This is a genomic window from Gilliamella sp. Nev3-1 (assembly GCF_001690435.1).
GTDB lineage: Bacteria > Pseudomonadota > Gammaproteobacteria > Enterobacterales > Orbaceae > Gilliamella > Gilliamella apicola_C.
In genome coordinates, this window is sequence record NZ_LZHN01000013.1 from 19,522 (window position 1) to 40,795 (window position 21,274).

A 21,274-nucleotide genomic window follows, 5' to 3' on the forward strand; every position below is an offset into this window, starting at 1 on the left:
ATAACTAAGATAAAACAGAATAATGAGTAACGAAATCGAATTAAAATTTGAAATCAATGACAATGATATTGCTAATTTAAAATGTTTTTTGGAACAATGGGCTGATAGTGACGAAGCCGAATTTTCGGCAATATCATCAGTAAAACGACGCGCTACAAAACTCAACTTGACTAATACTTATTATGACACAAGTGATTATTACTTACGTAATAACCATTGTGGTCTGCGAGTAAGAGGATGTGAAGAAAATCACCAAAAAAAGTTTGAAATCACCTTAAAGCGAGATAGCAAATCAGTGGCTGGTTTACATGAACGAATAGAATTTAATGTCAACTTACCTAACTCAGAACTTGATTTAACACTATTACCACATGCGGCATTACCTGATAATTGTAATATTGCCCAGTTACAACAAGATTTATTGCCATTGTTTAGTACTGACTTCAAACGTCAAACTTGGTTGATTTCGTTTGCAAGTAGCGAAATTGAAGTCGCTTTAGATCAAGGAGAAATTAAGTCAAACCAAAAGGTTAAAATTATTCAAGAAGTCGAACTTGAACTCAAACAGGGTAATAAACAAGATTTGCTCAATTTTGCGCTTGAATTAAGTCGATTTCATTTACATCTTTTTTCACAAAGTAAAGCCGCTAGAGGTTATTTGTTGCTTAAAAATTCACCATTGAAAAGCTGTCAGTTTGATATTAAAATGCATCAAAATTTAACTCAACTACTCAATTTTTGGCAACAAAATGAAGAATATGCGTTAGAAACTAACAACTTAAATTTTTATCAACAAACTTTAAACCAGATTAGCAATGTATTAACTGATAAAAATCTATCTCTTGAACCTGAATTTACTCAATGGCAAGAGGCATTATTGTCTTTTAACTCAATAAAAAAGTTTGCTTTTAGTGAACTGAACACAAGGTTAAAACTGGCATTGATTGCGAATCTGACTCTTAATTAATGGACTAAAATAGATGAAATTCTCTTTTTTTAAATTACCGTTCTTTTTTGTACTCTTTTATTGGATTCTTGATAGCATCTTTACGATTGGATGTGTGCTTTTTGTTAATAGTGATTTTCATAGCGATGAAGTATTGGTTTTATTTAGTTCAAATAGTTATAGTATATCATTATTAAATAACCTAATTTTAACTAATACTTTTAATCAATTAGCGAATCTGGTTCTAGTTTTTATTACTTCAGCAATAGTATTAAACAAATATTTTATTTATCGAGTCAACGCAAATAATCTTTTATATGCATTTACAATAGTACTTTTGATAATAATTGGTTTATATGCTTATCAAATTATATTTGCCCAGCAGACAGGCGTATTTTTGAATAATTACTTGTTGGAATCATACTTCTTTTATACCTATAGGTTTTATATAGGAATATTGCGGTTTGTTAGTTATATTTGGATATTCATGGGTATTTGTTTAGGGATAAAACTATTGCGTTCAGTTTTTGTAACGGAACTGGAAATGATTGCATTACCTCCAAAGTATAGTCAAAAAATTCATTTATCTTTATTTATCTTGTTATTTAATTTTTATTATTTGGTTATTGTCTTATTCTTTTTGAATTACTTTTTACTTCCTGATTTTCTTTTCGAATCAGATATTTTTGCGATGAGTTTTCATTCAATTTTTTTACTAATATGTAATACCGTTGGCTACATTGCTTTACGCAAACAATTTACTTCTGTCGGGTCTAAACTTCAACTAAAAAATTTAGCTTTTAGTTCTGCTATTGCTTTTAGTGTAACCTTGCTACTATCTATAATTGTTTTTTTTATCAATACCTATTTTATGAATTTGGGATGGCTTGATAAGATGGTTGAATCATTGAATGATAAACAAATTTTAGCTATTGCATTCTCTTATATTATAGCATTTTTTGTTGTGTTATGTTTGATTGGTTGGCTCGTTGTTCGCAAAGTAGTAAAGATATTTTTTAGCAAATAAGATCATCATTCTATCGTATTGAACATTGATACGATAGAATTTTAAGATTTTTCTTTTATTAAATAAGCTCCATTGATGTAGCTCATCTTACAAAATAGTACACCCAAAAGTAGCGAATAAATTACCTGATGATTAGCTATCTATTAATTATGAGGGATTCCCTATTTTGTAAAAAACATTCAATATGTCTATACCGTTTAAATGGTAAAAATAATTACCTGCCTTAAATCAAAATTAACCACTTGAAGTAAATAACGAATCTTAAATAAGATACTCAATATATAGTGAATTATCTTTAAGATCTTTTGATAAAATAACAATAAAAAGCATACGTCACTATTTTTCTACAAACTTTTATTTTTTATATAAATACTATATCAATGACAAAAGTTATTTATAATAGAGGCTTATTTTGGTGATTTTACTTTTAGTAACAATATTTCTAAGAGAGTTTACCCATGTCGGAATTTAATCTACCACTTTGCCTTTTGCTTGAACAACAAAAGCAAAAAGTTATCTCGCAACTTAAACAATGCCAGCCAGATGAAGTGCAAGCTAATCTTGATATTTTAGTACAAAGTGATTTTTTAGTGGATGCTTTTTATCGATTCCCACAGTGGCTCTCTGAGATAGCAAACAATCCACCGAAAGCCGACGAACGACAATATTACCAAAATTGGTTAACTAAAATATTAACCTTAGTTTCAGATGAAACTGAATTAATGAAAGAATTACGGCAATTTAGGCGTTATATTTTAGTTCGATTAGCATGGTCTCAATTAACCCATATCAGTTGTGATGAGCAAATTTTATTACAATTAAGCGAGTTGGCAGAAGTGATTATTGTTACGGCTCGTGATTGGCTTTATGACCTGAGTTGTAAAGAGTGGGGCACTCCTTGTAATGCGCAAGGTAAATTACAACCCTTGCTGGTTTTAGGTATGGGTAAGCTTGGTGGTGGAGAACTTAATTTTTCGTCTGATATTGATTTGATTTTTGCTTACCCAGAGCATGGGCAAACGCAAGGTGGGCGACGAGAGCTTGATAATAGTGTATTCTTCACTCGATTAGGACAACGCTTAATTAAAGCACTTGATCAAATTACCGAAGACGGCTTTGTTTATCGTGTTGATATGCGCTTGCGCCCGCTAGGCGATGGCGGACCTTTGGTGTTAAGTTTTTCATCTATGGAAGACTACTACCAAGAGCAAGGTCGTGATTGGGAGCGTTATGCAATGGTTAAAGCTAAAATACTTGGGGATCAGCAATCGCCTTATGTTAATGAACTTTACCAAATGCTAAAACCCTTTGTGTATCGCCGTTATATCGACTTTAGCGTCTTACAGTCATTGCGTAATATGAAAAGCATGATTGAACGTGAAGTACGTCGTCGCAGTTTAAAAAATAATATTAAGCTTGGTGCTGGAGGAATTCGGGAAGTTGAGTTTATTGTGCAAGTCTTTCAGCTTATACGTGGTGGGCGAGTAGTGGGGTTACAAACCCGTTCACTGCTCACGGCTTTACAGGTTATTGAACAAGAATCATTGCTCAACACTGATGAAGTAACCGCATTACGTGAAAACTATCTTTTTTTACGCCGTTGTGAAAACTTACTGCAAGCTATTAACGATGAACAAACTCAAACCTTGCCAGATGATGAACTTGATCAGTTACGCCTAGCCAGCGGTATGGGATTGGCTAACTGGGCTGATTTTCAACGTGACTTAACTAAGCGTATGCAAGCTAATCGCCAAATATTTAATCAGCTTATTGGTGAGCATGAATCGACATCATCCACGGCAAAACAATACAATGATCAGTTCGATGATCTTTGGGTACCCGATCTACAATTAAATGATGTAAAAGCAATACTGCCATCTTATTCAGATGATGATGTAAATCAACTTTGGCAAATGCTTGTACAATTTCGTGATGATATCGGTAAACGTACTATTGGTGTACGGGGGCGTGAAATACTCGATCAATTGATGCCTAGATTATTAGAATCCATTTGTAATGAAAAACAAGCAATAGTTATTTTATCGAGAATTTTTCCTTTGCTAGTTAATATTGTTAGTCGTACTACCTATTTAGAGTTATTACTAGAATATCCAGTCGCATTAAAACAGGTGATTCGCTTATGCAGTGCATCGCCAATGATCAGTGATCAACTTGCTCATTACCCCATATTGCTTGATGAACTTATTGATGTTAATTCGCTACACCAAACGATTGTACCACACGAATATAAAAGCCAACTTTATCAATATTTACTTCGTATTCAAGTGGATGATGAAGAACAACAACTGGAAGCATTACGACAATTTAAGCAAATGCAATTACTCCATATTGCTACCGCAGATGTTGAACATGTATTAACCACCATGAAAGTCAGTGATCACCTAACCTATGTGGCCGAAGCATTACTCGATTTTGTTATACAAATGGCGTGGAATCAAATAACCGCCCGTTATGGTCAGCCAGAACATTTATCTGCTAATGACAAAGGATTAGTTGTTGTTGCTTATGGCAAATTAGGTGGCTGGGAGCTAGGTTATGGTTCCGATCTTGATTTAGTCTTTTTACACGATTGCCCAGTAAATAGCATGACCAAAGGCGAAAAACAGATCGACAGTCGTCAATTTTATTTGCGTTTAGTACAACGAATTATTCACCTATTTAATGTACGTACTAGCTTTGGTATTTTATATGAAGTCGATGTAAGGCTCCGCCCTCAGGGAAATGCTGGGTTACTTGCGTGTAGCTTAAATTCATTTGAGGATTACCAGATGAATGAAGCTTGGACTTGGGAACATCAAGCATTAGTACGAGCCAGAGCCGTATATGGCGAAAGTGAATTAATAAAACGTTTTAACCAAATTCGTCATAATGTACTTTGTAAAAAGCGAGATCAAAATACCTTAAAAACAGAAGTTCGGCAAATGCGCGAAAAAATGAGAGCCCACCTTAGCACATCACACACGCATTTGTTTAATTTAAAAATTGATGAAGGGGGAATTGGTGATATTGAATTTTTATCGCAATATCTTGTACTTAATTATGCTTATCAATACCCAAAAATGACAACATGGAGCGACAACGTTCGTATTTTAGAACTCGCAACAAATTACCAAATTATGGATAGCAACGAAGCCCAGCAACTAACACAAGCTTATATTGACATGCGCAATAAAATTCATCAATTGGCATTACAAGCTTTACCAAGTACTGTTGATGATTCGCAATTCAGTCAAGTAAAAAATATTGTTAATCAAAGCTGGCGTAAGTGGTTAATGTAGTGAGTAAAATATTATTATTTTGTTACTTTCAACGATGAGGCGAGGCTTGTAGTCAAAAGCGGAGAAAAGCATTAAGTCATTTATCATGATAGCCTCACAACGGCTAGAATGAGAAGGCTCATCATGGGGGATGAATTGTTTACCTTTGAACCACGATACTTGATTAGGTAATATTTTATAGTAATGAAAATAAAGAAGCTTGTTATTTTCGATTATTTCGCCATGAAATAAAGCAATAATAAAATACTAAAGGAGAGGGATTTTGCAAGCATTTGTGGAAAATGTTGTTTTAATATTATTAATGGCTGAAAATTTTAGCTGCCAGTAATGGATAGATTAAATAATTGTTTTTAGAAAGGCTTAATTTCAAATTATCCAATAAGCTTTTTAAAACTATTACTTTGTACATAGCAACTGAATTTGTAAAATTTTTTACTCAATCGCATGTATTATCTACGTATATATTCACTAAAATTTCTTCACAACGGTAAAGTTTTAAAACATGTTGAGTGATATTAATAAAAAATAAATGCCACATTAGTGGCATTCATGAGGAAGCGGTGTGAGTCTACAATATTAAGTATTAAGCCACTATTTTACTTCTTTCCACAAAATCAGATCCTGATCTTCAAGATCTGAAGCATCAAAGCTGATTGGTGCGATATCTTCGCGGTCAAAAGCGATGTCACCACCATTAATAGCACTATCACCTTTTTGGATCCCTTTAAAATCAAATAAATTAGTATCACACAAATGGGATAGGGTGATATTTTGCGTGGCTCGAAACATGGTTTCTATCCGGCCAGGAAACTTCCTATCCCACTCATTTAGCATTTCTTTAATGACTTGTCTTTGTAAGTTGGGTTGTGAACCACAAAGATTACAAGGAATAATCGGGAATTGCTTAATTTGCGCATATTTAGCAATATCTTTTTCTTTACAGTAAGCCAGCGGTCGGATAATGATATGTTCACCCGAATCATTCATTAACTTAGGGGGCATTGCTTTAAGTTTGCCACCATAGAACATATTTAAAAACAGTGTTTCTAATATATCATCACGATGATGCCCAAGCGCAATTTTAGTTGCGCCAAGCTCGGTCGCAGTGCGATATAAAATTCCCCGACGAAGGCGTGAGCATAAAGAACAAGTTGTTTTGCCTTCAGGGATTTTTTCTTTAACAATGCCATAGGTATTTTCTTGGACGATTTTATACTCAATACCAAGCGAATTTAAATACTCTGGTAAAACGTGTTCGGGAAAACCAGGTTGTTTCTGATCTAAATTAACCGCAATTAATTCGAAATTTATTGGGGCACTGATTTTTAAATTAATAAGAATATCAAGCAAAGTATAACTATCTTTACCACCTGATAGGCAAACCATAATACGATCGCCTTGTTCGATCATATTAAAATCAGCGATTGCTTCGCCCGTTAGGCGACGCAATCGTTTATGTAGTTTATTTTGATTATATGTATTCATCACAATCTTATTAGTTATTCCGCTCGGCTCATATAGCGACGCTCAGCGATGTGAATTTTGACTTTTTCATTATTATCAATATACTCAGGAACTTGAATAACAAGACCCGTTGATAATGTTGCAGGTTTAGTTCGTGCGCTTGCTGAAGCGCCTTTAATACTTGGCGATGTTTCAACAATTTCTAAATCGACAGTTTGTGGTAGCTCTAATGCGATGACTTCGTCGTCCGCCATTAATACTTGAATTCCATCCATTCCGCCCTCAGGAATAAATAAAAGCTCATCTTCAATTTGTTCTTTTTTGAAAATAAATGATGTGTAATCTTCATTATCCATAAACACATATTCATCCCCATCAACATAAGAAAAACTAACAGGACGGCGAGACAGTTCAATGGTTTCGAGGATATCATCTCCTTTAAATCGTTCTTCGACTTTGCCGCCATTTTTGACGTCAGTAAAACGCATTTTATAAAGCGTACTGGCACCACGAGCACTAGGGCTTTGAACATCAATATCTTTAACGAGTAATAATTTGCCATTATAGGTGACTGCATCGCCACGTTTTATTTCATTTGCTTTAGCCATAATATTTTCTTCGCGATTATTAAAAATAGAGTTAAAAAATTAACTCGCTATTTTAACGCTAACTTGTTATTGTCACCAACTAAATTTATTAATAAGCTTTAAATTAAAGGAAAAATGATGGCAAATTTATTTCAATGTCGAGAAAATTGTGGTGCTTGTTGTATTGCACCATCAATTTCTTCTCATATTCCTGGTATGCCTAATGGTAAAATAGCTGGTATTGCTTGTATTCATTTAGGTGAAGATTTTAAATGCCAGCTATTTGGGCTTGCATCAAGACCATCGGTTTGTGAGCGGTTACAACCCTGTTACGAGATGTGCGGTGATAATCGTGAGCAAGCATTGGATTATTTAACTCAATTAGAACAACTTACACGTGGGTAAGTATTGCTTCTATTTAACAAATGAGATTTATTATTAAAATTATTTATCTCGTCATGCTTTTTTTTTGATACACTTCTGCGCATTTTATTTTATCTGTAATGATTAATATAAATTTTGAGCTGCCAGTTGACAGCTAAGAATGTAACGTGTTGAAAATACGTATACGCTATAAAATTGACTCTCTTTAATAAAGAAGAATATTGCTATGAAAAATAAATTAAAACGAGATTTAAAGGCTCGTCATTTAACCATGATTGCCATTGGTGGTTCCATTGGTACAGGATTATTTGTTGCATCTGGTGCAACAGTTGCGCAGGCAGGCCCAGGAGGGGCACTACTTTCTTATGCCATTATCGGCGTAATGGTTTACTTTTTAATGACAAGCTTGGGTGAATTGGCTGCTTACCTTCCCGTTTCAGGAACATTTGCAACTTATGGATCACGTTATGTCGATGAGGCATTTGGTTTTGCTATTGGCTGGAATTATTGGTACAACTGGGCAATTACTGTTGCGGTTGACTTAGTTGCAGCGCAATTGGTGATCTCATATTGGATAGATTTAGGTAGTTATAGTTGGCTTTGGAGCTTTCTATTTTTAAGCATTATCTTTTGCCTTAACTATATTTCGGTTAAAGGCTTTGGTGAAGCAGAATTTTGGTTTTCACTAATTAAAGTTGTCACTGTTGTTCTTTTTATTGCTGTTGGGTTGCTCATGATTGTCGGTATTTTGGGTGGAGCACAAGGTGCAGGTTGGCACAATTGGCAAGTAGGTGACGCTCCGTTTGTTGGTGGATTTTCATCAATGATTGGCGTAGCTATGGTGGTTGGGTTTTCGTTCCAAGGCACAGAGCTGATAGGTATTGCTGCGGGTGAATCAAGTTCTCCAGAAAAAAACATCCCTAAAGCAATGAAACAAGTATTTTGGCGAATCTTGTTATTTTATATCTTTGCAATCTTAGTCATTAGTTTAATTATTCCATATACTGATCCTAATTTGTTGCGCAATAACGAAACCGACATTAGTGTAAGCCCATTTACTTTAGTATTCCAAAATGCAGGGTTACTGTCAGCTGCGGCATTAATGAATGCTGTTATTTTGACATCAGTTCTTTCTGCTGGTAATTCAGGATTGTATGCGTCAACTCGAATGCTTTATGCCTTAGCTAAAGAAGGTAAGGCTCCGAAAATTTTTGGAAAATTATCGTCATCAGGGGTGCCTCGAGTGGCGCTACTAGTAACGACATTTGTCGCTATGCTTTGTTTCTTAACATCTATGTACAAAGATCAAGAAGTTTATCTGTGGTTGCTGAACATGTCGGGTATGACGGGCTTTATTGCTTGGCTTGGTATCGCCATTAGCCATTATCGTTTTAGAAAAGGTTATATTGCTCAAGGTCATGATCTTAATAAATTACCATATCGCTCAAACTTATTCCCATTGGGGCCTATTTTTGCTTTTGTACTATGTTTGATTATTACTTTAGGTCAGAATTACGAAGCATTTTTACAAGACACCATTGACTGGAATGGCGTGATTGCAACCTATATTGGTTTACCGCTATTTTTAGTAATTTATTTTAGTTACAAAATAGTCAAAAAGACAAAATGGGTTAAATACGATCAGATGAACTTTTCTAAAGAAGATTAAATCGCTAGTTTAAATTTATCACTCATCCGTCGACAAAGGTCGACGGATTTTTTATTAAAAAAGAGATAAATAAACCGTTATACTTTTAAATAGTTTATTTAGATAACGATATTAGCGACTACGGAAGATGATACGTGCTTTAGATAGATCGTAAGGCGTCATTTCAACAGTAACTTTATCGCCAGTGAGAATACGAATATAATTTTTTCGCATCTTACCAGAAATATGTGCAGTAACGACATGACCATTTTCAAGTTCAACACGAAACATCGTGTTTGGAAGTGTATCAAGTATGGTACCTTGCATTTCAATGTTATCTTCTTTTGCCATTGGGGCCTCTTAATAATAAATACAAATTAAATATACTTAATTGATTTGCCATGTAAAGTGCTTAATGACAAAACAATAATGTTACACTTTTATCTTACCTTATCGGTATTTGATGAAAAGCCTAACAAGCTAAGTATAAACACAAAAAAACTGAGTTTAGAATATATAAATACAGCGGCGAAATAATGCCGAAAAAACTGTCAGATGTAAAGCCCTTTCTACTATTTCTTTATATTATAAAGTCTTTGTTGCTGAATATAGTGCCATACTTGAGGTGGCAATAACTTTTCACAACGTGCTTGATTGTTAATATTTCGCCTAATTTCCGTTGCTGAAATATCTTCAAGTGGTGTATGCGCAAAAAAGATATAGCCATGAGGTGAGTCATGTAATTGTTCAACTTTGGTTGTACTATGTTCATCAATCCATTGTTGTAGCTCAATGTTATTGGTATTTTGTGCATAACCTGGTCTACGGCAAATTAACAAATGGCAGTAATCGAGCAGTGTTTTCCATTTGTTCCAAGTTGGCAAGCTCAATAATGAATCTTGCCCCATAATAAACGCCAGTCCATTACTATTTCCCTTTTCTTCTCGCCACGCTTGAAGTGTTTCAATAGTGTAAGACGGGCGTTTTGATGCTCTAGGAACGATCTCTCTTATATCTAACGCAAATAAAGGTAAATCTTCGATAGCTAATTTTAACATTGTTAAACGTTGTTCAGTATTGGCTTCGGGTTGAGGTTTATGGGGTGGAATATGATTAGGCAATAAACTAATTTGCTTTAATCCCACTTCATTTGCTAATGAAATAGCAGGACGAAGATGTCCATAATGGATTGGATCAAAAGTCCCTCCTAATAATGCGTTCAACATTTATCTAATCCCATAAATTGCATTGATAAATTAAATATTTCGTCCCATATTTGAACTTGATTATTATGTTTTAGACTGATTTCAATTTCAGTCAGTTTGGCTAGTAAATTAAATAAGCTTTTAATATCACAACGATTTAGATAATTGGTATAAATCGTTCTTTTATTTTGCCAAATTTTATATTCATCAAAAACCTGTTTTAAAGATTTTTGCTGTAACCCTTTTTTTAAATTAATGATCAGTATTAGCTCACGTTGAATAATTCGCAACAAGATTAATGGCTCAAATTCATTCATCTTTAACTGCTGTAAAATATGCATAGCCCTTTTTATTTTATTGGCCATTAATGCATCAGTCCAATGATAGGGCGTAAATATTGCTGAATCATTAATATTGCTTTCGACTTCGTCATAAGAAATGATGTGATCGGGATACAACAATTTTAGCTGTGCAATAATTTGCGTTAATGCAAGCAAATTGCCCTCATAATAATAGCAAAGTAGATCTATTGCTTTAGGCTCAATAGCAATTTGTTGTTGCTGTAAATGATTTTCAACCCATTGTGGTAGTTGTAAGGTATCGGGTGTGGCACAATTGACAACGACTAATTTATCCGATAAAGCTTTATACCAAATTGCATTTTCTTGGGCTTTAGTCATTTTATTGAGCGTGATTATCAGTGCAATATCAGGCGTTAAAATCTCGCTGAGCGTATTAAGTTTAGCGGTAATGCCTGCATTTAATGAATTCTCACCAAAATCAAGTAGAAGCAAAGTGTTGCTTGAAAATAAATTCATTGCTTGGCAGCAATCAAAAATGGCTATCCAATCAGTTTGATTATCAATAACAAAAGTAAGCTGTTCATCAAAGCCAGCAAGTTTAAAAGCGTTTCGTAACTCAGTTTGCGTATAATGCTGTAAATAAGGATCACTACCTAAAATCAAATAATAAGGTGATCCTAATTTATGGCTAATTTGATCGGCACTAATTTTAATCATGATAACGTTAATTTACCGCATCAATTGATTTTAATTTACGAATGATTTGTTTAGCTGCCTGTTTAAACATCTCGTTTTCAATTAAATCTTGCTCGACCGTTTTTGCTAGTGCTTCAGATGGATTGTCAAAGAACGTTCTAAATACACGAACATTAATTGGGTATGTCTGTTGGCCTGCAATAACAACTTGCGCTTCAACAGCTAAGACTAATTGATATTCGGCAGCTTTACCATCCTGATAAATCGAAATGGTATTGCGACTTAGATTTTCGCTTATCATTCTTAGCGATGGCAATTGCTCTGAAGCATTATTATTAGCTAGAGTCACTTGGTTATCGTGCAATAACTCTTTAATATCGCGAGACAGGCGGCCATAAGGATCATAACTTACATAAGACATCGTTTTGAAACGTTCAGGTACTTCTGGCTCATGTTGTAGATGAAATCCACATCCTGTTAAGGATATTGTTAATAACATAATGAATGCTAAATATTTTCTCATACTTATAACCGCCTAAATTGAGTTATCAAACAATATTAACCAACAACAAGGTTTAACAATTTACCTGGTACGTAAATCACCTTACGGATAGCAACATCGATCAAATATTTTTGGATGTTAGGCTCTTGTTTTGCTTGTGCCATAACAAAATCTTGATCGGCATTAGCTGGCACAGTAAATTTACCGCGAACTTTACCATTAATTTGCACAACAATGAGCTTTTCATCTTCAACCATTGCCGATTCATCAGCGATAGGCCATGTAGTGTTATCGATCGATTCGCTATGGCCTAAAGCTTGCCACATAACAAAACAGGCGTGAGGCATCATAGGGTAAAGTAATCGAACAATTGCATTTAATGCCTCACCCATTAGAGCTCGATCTTGCTCGGTTTCTTGTGGCGCTTTTTGTAAGCGATTCATAAACTCCATCACAGCAGCAATAGCCGTATTAAAGGTTTGTCTACGGCCAATATCATCACTCACTTTCGCAATGGTTTTATGTAATTCACGACGTAATGTTTTTTGTTCGCTATTTAAACTTGCAATATCAAGTTTAGCTGTTTGTCCCTTTTGGGCATGTTCGTAAACTAAACGCCAGACACGTTTAATAAATCGGTTAGCACCTTCAACGCCAGACTCTTGCCATTCCAGTGTCATATCAGCAGGCGAAGCAAACATCATAAACAACCGAACGGTATCCGCACCGTATTTTTCAACCATTTCTTGTGGATCGATACCATTATTTTTCGATTTTGACATCTTCGTCATGCCAGCATGAACAAGCTCATTACCTTTACTGTCAATGGCTTTAGCAATGCGTCCTTTCTCATCACGTTCAATCGTGACTTCAGTTGGTGACACCCAAATACGTTCATTCGTTGGACTTGTGTAGTAAAATGCATCTGCTAATACCATGCCTTGGCATAGCAAGCGTTTTGCTGGTTCGTCTGATGATACCAAACCAAAATCACGCATTAATTTATGGAAGAATCTAAAATAAAGTAAATGCATAATAGCATGTTCAATACCACCGACATATTGATCAACAGGTAACCAATAGTTTGCCGCGTTTTCATCTAACATGCCTTTGTCATAGTGTGGGCAAGTATAACGAGCATAATACCAAGATGATTCCATAAAAGTATCAAAAGTATCAGTTTCACGCAGTGCGTTTTGTCCGTTTACAGTTGTTTTTGCCCAGTTAGGATCGGCCTTAATCGGGCTGGTAATGCCATTCATTTCGACATCTTCAGGTAAAATAACTGGTAATTGATCTGCTGGAGTAGGTATGGTTGTACCATCTTCAAGTGTCACCATTGGAATTGGCGCTCCCCAATAGCGTTGGCGTGAAACACCCCAGTCGCGTAAACGGTAGTTAACTTTACGTTGACCAATACCCAATCCTATTAGCTTATCAGCAATGGCATTGAATGCTTGTTCAAAATTAAGGCCATCAAACTCACCAGAATTAAATAGGATCCCATGCTCAGTATAGGCTTGCTCAGATACATCAGGTGCATTGCCGTCTTGGTTTAAAATAACGGAGTTAATTGGCAAGTTATATTTAGAAGCAAACTCATAATCACGCTCGTCATGGGCAGGAACCGCCATTACTGCGCCTGTGCCATATTCAATTAACACAAAATTGGCAATCCAAACAGGGACTTTTTTACCTGTTAAAGGGTGAATAGCATAAAAACCAGTAGCAATACCTTTCTTTTCCATGGTTGCCATATCGGCTTCGGCTGTTTTAGTGTTTTTACATTCAGCGACAAACTCAGCAATTTTAGGATCGTTTTTGGCTGCTAATTGAGCAAGCGGATGCTCTGCGGCAACGGAGACAAAGCTAACGCCCATTAACGTATCAGGGCGTGTTGTGTAGACGCGTAACTTATCAGCGTAATTTTCAACAGCAAAATCAAATTCGACCCCTTCAGAACGACCAATCCAGTTACGTTGCATGGTTTTAACTTGCTCTGGCCAACTTTCTAATGTGTCTAGATCATTAAGCAATTCTTCGGCATAAGCAGTAATTTTAATAAACCATTGCGGGATCTCTTTACGCTCAACAGGGGTGTTACAACGCCAGCAGCAACCTTCAACCACTTGCTCATTAGCAAGAACCGTTTGATCGTTAGGGCACCAGTTAACTGCTGAGGTTTTTTTATAAACTAAGCCTTTTTCAAATAGTTTAGTGAAGAACCATTGTTCCCATTTATAGTATTCGGGACGACAAGTGGTCACTTCACGATCCCAATCATAACCAAAGCCTAAAAGCTGTAATTGCTTTTTCATATAAGCAATATTTTCATAAGTCCATTTTGCAGGAGCACTATTATTTTTAACAGCAGCACCTTCAGCAGGCAAACCAAACGCATCCCAACCGATAGGCTGTAGTACATTTTTACCGTTTAAGCGCTGATAACGTGAAATGGTATCACCAATGGTATAGTTACGAACATGGCCAAGATGCAAGCGCCCAGAAGGGTAAGGGAGCATTGATAAGCAGTAGTACTTCTCTTTTGATGGATCTTCAGTAACGTGAAAGGTTTTATTTTCTTGCCAGTGTTTTTGTACAGTGGCTTCGATTTCATCAGGGCGATATTGTTCTTGCATGACGAGTTAATGTCCTATCTATTATTGCTAATAAAAATATGTCGCTAATTGTATTGGTTATTGATTCGTTTTACAAATGATATATGAATTGGTGCATTGATTTTTGTCATGATGAATTTAAATAACTACAATCAATTTAAAGAATAATAAGTGATAAGTTAAAGAGGATATTTTTGCTGAGATTTAATCAATTAATAAGCTATAGTCATTTAAGCTGATTGGCTATAACCAGAAAAACCAATTGCTATTTAATAAAATGTAAATAGCAATTAATATTAGGTAAAATTATCAATTGGTGGGCTGTCAAATTCAAAACAGCCTAACCGCCATTAAAAATGCTAGTAAAATATGATAAGAATGAACGTTGCTCTTCTTTCGGCATGTTGTGAAGATTTGCTTGGATCAGTGTATCAACTTTTTGGGTTTCGTTTACTAAGCCTAGTTCATTATAAGCATTACGCATTAATAGCAATGCTTTTTTAGTCGAATCGGTATCGGGGAACATCGTTAACATATCTGTCACACGATTAATTACTGCTACATAAGCACCGCGTTTAGTATAGAACTGCGCTACTTTCAACTGATAGCGGGCTAATCTATTTTTCAAAAATACAAGGCGTTTTTGTGCATCGGCAGTATAGGGGCTGTTTGGAAAACTAGATACTAAGTAATTAAAGTCTTTAAATGCAGCAGCTGCATAATCTGCATCGCGGTCTGAGCGATCAACATTAAACCAGCCTTGAATCATATTATCGTCTTGTGCCATATTTGAAATGCCACGCATATAAATAATCCAATCTACATTAGGGTGCGTTGGATTTAATTTTAAAAATCGGTCGATTGAGGCAATCGCTAACGGAAAATCGGCAGACTTGTAGTAAGCATAAATTAAATCAAGTTGTACTTGTTGAGAATAAGGACCAAATGGATAATTTTTGTCCATAGCCTCTAATATAGCAATACTGGATTTAATATTACCATTTTCAAGATCTGATTTCGCTTTATTATGAAGCTCAATTTCAGGCACATTTTCAACATCAGGTTTAGATGATGTACATCCAATTAACATGCCACTTAAAGCGATAGCTAACAAAGAGTGTAAACGCAATTTCATTCAGTTTTAATCCAAATATAATTAAACATTAAAAGCTATGATTGGTATATAATACTCTAAAACAAAACAGCTTAAAATAGATAAATTACACATGCACGAGTTAAAATTATCAACTGAAATAGAACAAAACCAGCTAGGAATGCGTTTAGATCAAGCATTATCAGCACTTTTCCCTGATTACTCACGATCTAGAATAAAAGATTGGATTGTCAATAATAAAGTCACTGTCAACAATGTGATCGTCAATAAACCCAAGGAAAGAGTACTGGGTGGTGAAAAAATAATAATCAATGCCGAAATTGAAGAAGAAACCCATCACCAACCTGAAAATATAAAACTCGATGTAGTTTATGAAGATGACGATATTTTAGTGATCAACAAACCTCGAGATTTAGTGGTACATCCTGGCGCAGGTAACCCTAATGGTACAGTGCTCAATGCCTTGCTCTACCATTATCCAGAAATATCCCGAGTGCCGCGCGCAGGGATAGTGCATCGGCTCGATAAAGATACCACGGGCTTAATGGTTGTTGCTAAAACTATTACTGCTCAAACGCACTTAGTTGAAGCGCTCCAACTACGCGAAATCACGCGCGAATACGAAGCTGTTGCTATGGGTATTATAACCGCAGGTGGCACAGTTGATCAGCCTATCACACGTCATCCAACTAAACGAACTCACATGGCTGTTTTTCCAACTGGCAAACCCGCTGTTACACATTATCGAGTGATGGAAAAATATCGCTTGCACACACGCTTACGCTTAAGACTAGAAACAGGGCGAACTCATCAAATCCGAGTTCATATGGCCCATATTGCGCACCCACTAATTGGCGATCCTCTTTATGGTGGGCGTCCAAGGCCGCCAAAAGGTGCTAGCGACTTATTTATTCAAACGCTTCGTGATTTTGATAGGCAAGCACTACATGCTACCATGTTGCGATTATTCCACCCAATTACAGGTGAACTGATGGAATGGCATGCGCCTATTCCTGATGATATGCAAAAATTGATTCAAGCATTGCAACAAGATACTGAACAACATAAAGATGAACTTGATTGGTGATAAATATGATTAAATCGATTTACCCATATTGGACGGCGCCAAAAAATATTCGTGCCTTTACTACAACACGTAGTGGCGGTGTTAGCTTAGCATCATTTGCAAGTTTAAATATGGGTGATCGAACGGGGGATAACGTAGAAGATGTTGCGGAAAATCGCCGTCGCATTATGCAAGCGGAACAAATACCTAGCGAACCGCATTGGCTAATACAAACCCACAGCACCTCAGTGCTTGATATCTCACAAATGCCATTACAACCGCCAACAGCTAACATCGATTTGAATCAAACACTTGAAGCCGATGCGTCATATACTAATCAACCCAAACAAGTTAGTGTAGTACTAACCGCAGACTGTATGCCTGTATTATTTTGCACAACAAATGGTGACGAAGTCGCCGCAACCCATGCAGGTTGGCGAGGATTATGTAATGGCATATTAGAAGAAACGGTTAAGAAATTTGCCAGCTCGCCAGCAAATATCATTGCTTGGTTAGGCCCTACTATCAGTGCCAAAAAGTTTGAAGTCGGTATTGAAGTCAAACAGCAATTTGAAAAAGTCGATAAAAAAGCACAATTCGCGTTCAAATTAATCAATCCTACAGAACAAAAGTACCTAGCCGACCTTTATTTAATTGCTAAACAGCGCTTACAAATGATGGGAATAACGCAAATTTTTGGTGGTGATTATTGCACTTATACTGAACAAGATAAATTCTTTTCGTACCGCCGTGAAAACAGAACTGGCAGAATGGCATCAATGATTTGGTTTGAGTAAAAAGCAATCAAAACAGCTCTTATACTGTCGATGATATGTTTTGATGTCGAATAGGGCACGGCATGAGCCTTTGTAGGCAAAAGCTGTTGATTTTTATAAAAATAAAAACTCCAATAAAATCAATGGTTTTTCTGAATAATTTTTTAAGGGTAAAAAACTTTTTTGGGGTGGAGTTTGGTTTCGGATGTTTTAAGATTTGAGGATATAATAAGCAACTGATGATGGTGTTTAGCAAGGGATTTTATGCGAAATCCTCCTATATTCACATGGTGCAAAATGTGGTCTACTTATAGTTACTCATATCATCCATAATGCTTGGCTTTTCAAAGTCATTTTCGTTACCCTCAGATGTTCAAATTTTTTCGCAAGAATTTAGACCACTGTTGCACTTGAGTTTAACGCACCAGCACTGATTTATTCCTGACAAAATTATTCCCAATCAAGTAAACCTCGCCAAACATCCTTGTTTGGCGTGCTAAACTCGCTTTGCTGGTAGTACATTCTGATACCGAATAAGGCAGGGCGTTAGCCTTTGTCGATAAAAAACCGTTGATTTTTATAAAAAAACAAAATAAAAACTTCAATAAAATCAATGGCTTTTCTGACTGATTTTTAATGGGGAAATGGTTTATTTTGAGGGGGATTTTCGGACGTTTTCATCAATAGCAAGAAGAACAAGTTTTATTGGTAAATGTAAAATGCTCTCAAAATAATGATAATAGAATACTTCATCCCAAGAATTTGTCGATGCAATCAAAACACAAAACACTAGCGATCTAACCTTTCTAAAATTTGTGCTGTTTTTGTAAATAAAATTTACAAAAAACAATCTAAAAATACACAAAAAAGGAGCGAAAAAATTTTAGCAATTATAATTTATTTGATCAAAAAACGGATCGAATAAGCGATATTATACGCAGAATAAGTAATTAATATAAAATAAAACAAAATATTATGTAATAGGAAAAACGTAATGCAGTGTTCTTTTAGTCCTCAGTATTGGCTATTCTTGGTCTTCAATCTTTTAGCTAGTCTCAAAAATTACTTTTATATATGCAATTTAATTAAACCCACAAAATCAAACTTTTCGTTAAGGCAAAAATGGTTATTGTTACCGTGGTTGTTGTTATGTTCATTGACTGCACAGGCACTATCGGCAAAAAGCACGAACATTATAGAGGGTAGTGTGCCGTATTTGACATTCGACGGTGGGCGGACAAAGGCCATAAATATGGATATGTTGTTAAGTATCAAGTTATCAGACGATCGAGTTTTTACTCCTCAAACAAATACTTCAAGTGCCACGAATCCTATCAGGTTACCTAATGTTGGTGAGAGTTTTGCTAACATTGACATGTTTGTGCCAGTTAATACCAATTCAATCGCTTTAAACTCACTTATCGGCCCGCCTAATAATTATTGGCGTGATGATGATGGCGATGGTCAGGGAGTTAATGAGGTTAGTGCGACTGGAGCGCTAACCGTCTCAATTACGGATAAAAATAACCAATTAGTAGCGCGTAATAAGGTATTAACAGTACATGATGCTCCTTATAAAGTAACATTAGCCAATACTAGTGGCACTTTAAGTACACGTTACGGTGTTCCTAATAGTAGCCGCTTTAACACTAGTAGTGCGACCTATTATATTAGCCCAAAGGTATCACCGCAGGTGAGCTTTGTACGTCCTATTTTAGAATATGGTATAGGAGAGAATGCGGGTCCGCCATCCATATGGAATCCTGAGAAGGGTTTTCTCGTCCAGTCCACTAACCCATCATCTTATGATTTAAACTTTCCTACTACTGGGGCACATAATTTGTACTTTGAGTTAGATATTGTTGGTAGTGAACCGTTATCATGGGATGCTGTCACACATAGTGGCATTACTACAATAATGACGCCTGATCTATCAGGTACAAGCGTACGCGTCACTTTAATTGGTCCTCACGCTACTTCAACGGAGTGGAATTCAAGTTCTCCAGGTAATATACTTCGCCCGTCTTTACCTGCAACATTCGAGTTAGTCGGCCGAGACAGTGGTGGTAACGCCGTCATCAAGTATGGATTTGTATTAAAGCAGTGGTTCGTTAACCGTGGAACTAAATATGATTCAGCTTCTAATCAAGAAGCTTGGTGTAATAGTATAGGTTATAGTCTGCCTAGGGTAAGAGATTTAACTAATGCGAGTGATTTGTATGGTAATGGTTTCATTGGTGCTACTCCTTCTTCTGCAGATAATTATTACCAGCGTCACATTAATGCTGGTTTTTTTACCGAGTGGGGTAGTATGGGCATTTACGAAAGTGCTCGCTTTACCTACTACGGTTGCTGGACTAGTGACACGGTTGGTAGCTCTCAGTTCGGTGTGCAATCGAACATGGGTGACGTCAACAGGGGCAACCCGAGAAACAATCTTTTTGTTGTTTGCGTCTCGTCCCTTAGACCTTAGCCCTCATTTTTTAATCCTTGGACGTGAGGAGATAGAGCAAATAGGGTTAAGTAGCTAGTGAATGGTTGCATCGCCAAAAGTAAACTTTGAGCTTACGAAGCGGGCGAGTAAACTAAAGCATTTGGTTGCGTAAGCGACCAAATTGCGCAACTGATAATGCAATTTGGCTGTGTTGGCTTGGGGAAAATGGATTATTAGGTTGATATGCGTACTTCAATTGCCGTGGATAAGAATGTGGTTGAGGATAATACCTTTCTGAGTGATTACAGAAAGTGGATAAACCGTCCTGTTGGTAAGCTGATTACAATATCAATATTTACTCTTTTAATTTTCATCATAGAGCAATTTTCCTTTTTAACTATACTATTTTATAGGAAAATCATTACTAAGGGGAAAAAGACCAAAATAGCTAATAAGGTGAAATGTATGAAAGAATATAGTTGGGTTTGGGTTTTTAAGAAAGACGGGGTATCAACGGTATCTGCTGTTTTTTCATCACTTGAAAATGCGGACAATTGGATAAAATTTAATAAATTAACGGGCATTTTAACTAAGATGCCAATAGATATTGGTGGTTATGATTGGTGTATTGAAAATAATGAGCCAATGCTTGAGCACTACCATTATCAAAAAGGTGTTAGATAATCGTCATGTTAAGGTTATTTAGGCCATTGTTATTTAGGAGATTGCAATTTAAGCCATTATAGGCATTAGCAAATATGATAGCTAGTGTAAATGTTGTAAGGAAAATAACATGCAAGAAGATCAACGTGTTGATAATATGTTGAACTGTGAAGTAAGGTTTTTAGCAACAACCGTTAATTGCTATACCGAAGATGAAGTGCTTATTATTGGGATGGGTAACGATCCTGTATCACCAAATCATTATTTGATTCTTTCTAGATTTGATGATGGTGAAGTAGATAAGTCAATAGGCATTCAAACACATCTAACTGAAATGGAAATATCTAGTGCAATTAACAGTATTGTGTTGAAAGCCAATATACTTACTATAGCAATAAATAAGCATAAAGTTGATGAAGTGAAAGCAAAAAAAATAGTGATTGAATTTGGCCAAATAGATCAAACTTTGTTAATAAAATATATTAACGATATTTTTCTTAATAGTTCAGTAAAAGTAATGATTAATAGATAAAAATTAATAGT

17 protein-coding genes and 1 pseudogene are annotated in these 21,274 nt (G+C 35.8%); 10 read left to right on the top strand and 8 right to left on the bottom strand.

The annotated features are described in order from the left end of the window. Nucleotides 1-22: 22 nt before the first annotated feature. The 3 genes from A9G40_RS03030 to glnE all read left to right on the top strand — a co-directional run bounded on the left by A9G40_RS03030 (nt 23) and on the right by glnE (nt 5,272). On the top strand, nt 23-967 hold the full coding sequence (locus A9G40_RS03030; protein WP_065581841.1) for a CYTH domain-containing protein: 945 nt from the start codon (nt 23-25) through the stop codon (nt 965-967). 13 nt (nt 968-980) lie between these two features. Next, on the top strand, nt 981-1,973 hold the full coding sequence (locus A9G40_RS14560) for a hypothetical protein (protein ID WP_141675177.1): 993 nt from the start codon (nt 981-983) through the stop codon (nt 1,971-1,973). Between the two features lie 458 nt (nt 1,974-2,431). Then, nucleotides 2,432-5,272 carry a bifunctional [glutamate--ammonia ligase]-adenylyl-L-tyrosine phosphorylase/[glutamate--ammonia-ligase] adenylyltransferase gene (glnE, locus tag A9G40_RS03040; protein ID WP_065581843.1) on the top strand — a complete coding sequence of 947 codons (2,841 nt, stop codon included), beginning with the start codon at nt 2,432-2,434 and terminating at the stop codon, nt 5,270-5,272. 591 nt (nt 5,273-5,863) lie between these two features. On the opposite strand, the gene ttcA is transcribed toward glnE, so the two are convergent. Both ttcA and efpL read right to left on the bottom strand, forming a co-directional pair. After that, entirely contained in the window at nt 5,864-6,757 is an 894-nt protein-coding gene (gene ttcA, locus A9G40_RS03045) for a tRNA 2-thiocytidine(32) synthetase TtcA (RefSeq protein ID WP_065581844.1), read from the bottom strand. 14 nt (nt 6,758-6,771) lie between these two features. Continuing rightward, nucleotides 6,772-7,344, bottom strand: a complete 573-nt coding sequence (efpL, locus tag A9G40_RS03050) for an elongation factor P-like protein EfpL (protein ID WP_065567057.1) — start codon at nt 7,342-7,344, stop codon at nt 6,772-6,774. Between the two features lie 117 nt (nt 7,345-7,461). Between efpL and A9G40_RS03055 the strand changes: the two genes are divergently transcribed. Beyond that, nucleotides 7,462-7,728: a YkgJ family cysteine cluster protein gene (locus A9G40_RS03055; protein WP_065580500.1), complete on the top strand. Its 267-nt coding sequence runs from the start codon at nt 7,462-7,464 to the stop codon at nt 7,726-7,728. Between the two features lie 205 nt (nt 7,729-7,933). Further along, the gene (locus A9G40_RS03060; protein WP_065581845.1) at nt 7,934-9,376 is read left to right on the top strand and encodes an amino acid permease; all 1,443 of its coding nucleotides are present in this window, start codon (nt 7,934-7,936) and stop codon (nt 9,374-9,376) included. 111 nt (nt 9,377-9,487) lie between these two features. Here the strand turns inward: A9G40_RS03060 and infA are convergent, their stop codons facing one another. From infA to bamD, 6 genes and pseudogenes are all read right to left on the bottom strand, one after another. Further along, the gene (gene infA / locus A9G40_RS03065) at nt 9,488-9,706 is read right to left on the bottom strand and encodes a translation initiation factor IF-1 (RefSeq protein WP_025315083.1); all 219 of its coding nucleotides are present in this window, start codon (nt 9,704-9,706) and stop codon (nt 9,488-9,490) included. Between the two features lie 221 nt (nt 9,707-9,927). Beyond that, the gene (gene nadD / locus A9G40_RS03070) at nt 9,928-10,581 is read right to left on the bottom strand and encodes a nicotinate-nucleotide adenylyltransferase (protein ID WP_065581846.1); all 654 of its coding nucleotides are present in this window, start codon (nt 10,579-10,581) and stop codon (nt 9,928-9,930) included. Further along, nucleotides 10,575-11,579 (bottom strand): DNA polymerase III subunit delta, encoded by a 1,005-nt coding sequence (gene holA / locus A9G40_RS03075; RefSeq protein ID WP_065581847.1) that lies wholly within the window; start codon nt 11,577-11,579, stop codon nt 10,575-10,577. The genes nadD and holA overlap by 7 nt, the downstream gene beginning before the upstream one ends. 7 nt (nt 11,580-11,586) lie before the next feature. Beyond that, complete coding sequence (gene lptE, locus A9G40_RS03080) at nt 11,587-12,081, bottom strand: LPS assembly lipoprotein LptE (RefSeq protein WP_065581848.1); 495 nt, start codon at nt 12,079-12,081, stop codon at nt 11,587-11,589. Between the two features lie 35 nt (nt 12,082-12,116). Then, nucleotides 12,117-14,699: a leucine--tRNA ligase gene (gene leuS, locus A9G40_RS03085; protein WP_065581849.1), complete on the bottom strand. Its 2,583-nt coding sequence runs from the start codon at nt 14,697-14,699 to the stop codon at nt 12,117-12,119. 391 nt (nt 14,700-15,090) lie between these two features. Beyond that, nucleotides 15,091-15,813, bottom strand: a pseudogene (bamD, locus tag A9G40_RS03090) (outer membrane protein assembly factor BamD); the annotation flags it as partial. A 91-nt stretch (nt 15,814-15,904) separates the two neighbouring features. On the opposite strand from bamD, the gene rluD reads away from it, so the two are divergent. The 5 genes from rluD (at nt 15,905) to A9G40_RS03115 (ending at nt 21,263) form a co-directional block, all read left to right on the top strand. Next, nucleotides 15,905-16,879 carry a 23S rRNA pseudouridine(1911/1915/1917) synthase RluD gene (gene rluD, locus A9G40_RS03095; RefSeq protein WP_065581851.1) on the top strand — a complete coding sequence of 325 codons (975 nt, stop codon included), beginning with the start codon at nt 15,905-15,907 and terminating at the stop codon, nt 16,877-16,879. An 8-nt stretch (nt 16,880-16,887) separates the two neighbouring features. Then, nucleotides 16,888-17,655: a peptidoglycan editing factor PgeF gene (gene pgeF, locus A9G40_RS03100; RefSeq protein WP_065581863.1), complete on the top strand. Its 768-nt coding sequence runs from the start codon at nt 16,888-16,890 to the stop codon at nt 17,653-17,655. A gap of 1,237 nt (nt 17,656-18,892) precedes the next feature. Then, nucleotides 18,893-20,107 (top strand): hypothetical protein, encoded by a 1,215-nt coding sequence (locus A9G40_RS03105; RefSeq protein WP_141675178.1) that lies wholly within the window; start codon nt 18,893-18,895, stop codon nt 20,105-20,107. 426 nt (nt 20,108-20,533) lie between these two features. After that, nucleotides 20,534-20,752, top strand: coding sequence for a DUF7710 domain-containing protein (locus tag A9G40_RS14565; protein ID WP_141671974.1), 219 nt, complete (start codon nt 20,534-20,536; stop codon nt 20,750-20,752). 109 nt (nt 20,753-20,861) lie between these two features. Then, complete coding sequence (locus tag A9G40_RS03115; RefSeq protein WP_065581854.1) at nt 20,862-21,263, top strand: hypothetical protein; 402 nt, start codon at nt 20,862-20,864, stop codon at nt 21,261-21,263. Nucleotides 21,264-21,274: the final 11 nt, after the last annotated feature.

Excerpts from the sequence above, each read along its gene's own strand:
- A9G40_RS03030 (WP_065581841.1), top strand. The coding sequence starts at position 23 with ATGAGTAACGAAATCGAATTAAAATTTGAAATCAATGACAATGATATT.
- A9G40_RS14560 (WP_141675177.1), top strand. The coding sequence starts at position 981 with ATGAAATTCTCTTTTTTTAAATTACCGTTCTTTTTTGTACTCTTTTAT.
- glnE (WP_065581843.1), top strand. The coding sequence starts at position 2,432 with ATGTCGGAATTTAATCTACCACTTTGCCTTTTGCTTGAACAACAAAAG.
- ttcA (WP_065581844.1), bottom strand. The coding sequence starts at position 6,757 with ATGAATACATATAATCAAAATAAACTACATAAACGATTGCGTCGCCTA.
- efpL (WP_065567057.1), bottom strand. The coding sequence starts at position 7,344 with ATGGCTAAAGCAAATGAAATAAAACGTGGCGATGCAGTCACCTATAAT.
- A9G40_RS03055 (WP_065580500.1), top strand. The coding sequence starts at position 7,462 with ATGGCAAATTTATTTCAATGTCGAGAAAATTGTGGTGCTTGTTGTATT.
- A9G40_RS03060 (WP_065581845.1), top strand. The coding sequence starts at position 7,934 with ATGAAAAATAAATTAAAACGAGATTTAAAGGCTCGTCATTTAACCATG.
- infA (WP_025315083.1), bottom strand. The coding sequence starts at position 9,706 with ATGGCAAAAGAAGATAACATTGAAATGCAAGGTACCATACTTGATACA.
- nadD (WP_065581846.1), bottom strand. The coding sequence starts at position 10,581 with ATGTTGAACGCATTATTAGGAGGGACTTTTGATCCAATCCATTATGGA.
- holA (WP_065581847.1), bottom strand. The coding sequence starts at position 11,579 with ATGATTAAAATTAGTGCCGATCAAATTAGCCATAAATTAGGATCACCT.
- lptE (WP_065581848.1), bottom strand. The coding sequence starts at position 12,081 with ATGAGAAAATATTTAGCATTCATTATGTTATTAACAATATCCTTAACA.
- leuS (WP_065581849.1), bottom strand. The coding sequence starts at position 14,699 with ATGCAAGAACAATATCGCCCTGATGAAATCGAAGCCACTGTACAAAAA.
- rluD (WP_065581851.1), top strand. The coding sequence starts at position 15,905 with ATGCACGAGTTAAAATTATCAACTGAAATAGAACAAAACCAGCTAGGA.
- A9G40_RS03105 (WP_141675178.1), top strand. The coding sequence starts at position 18,893 with ATGTTGTTAAGTATCAAGTTATCAGACGATCGAGTTTTTACTCCTCAA.
- A9G40_RS14565 (WP_141671974.1), top strand. The coding sequence starts at position 20,534 with ATGAAAGAATATAGTTGGGTTTGGGTTTTTAAGAAAGACGGGGTATCA.
- A9G40_RS03115 (WP_065581854.1), top strand. The coding sequence starts at position 20,862 with ATGCAAGAAGATCAACGTGTTGATAATATGTTGAACTGTGAAGTAAGG.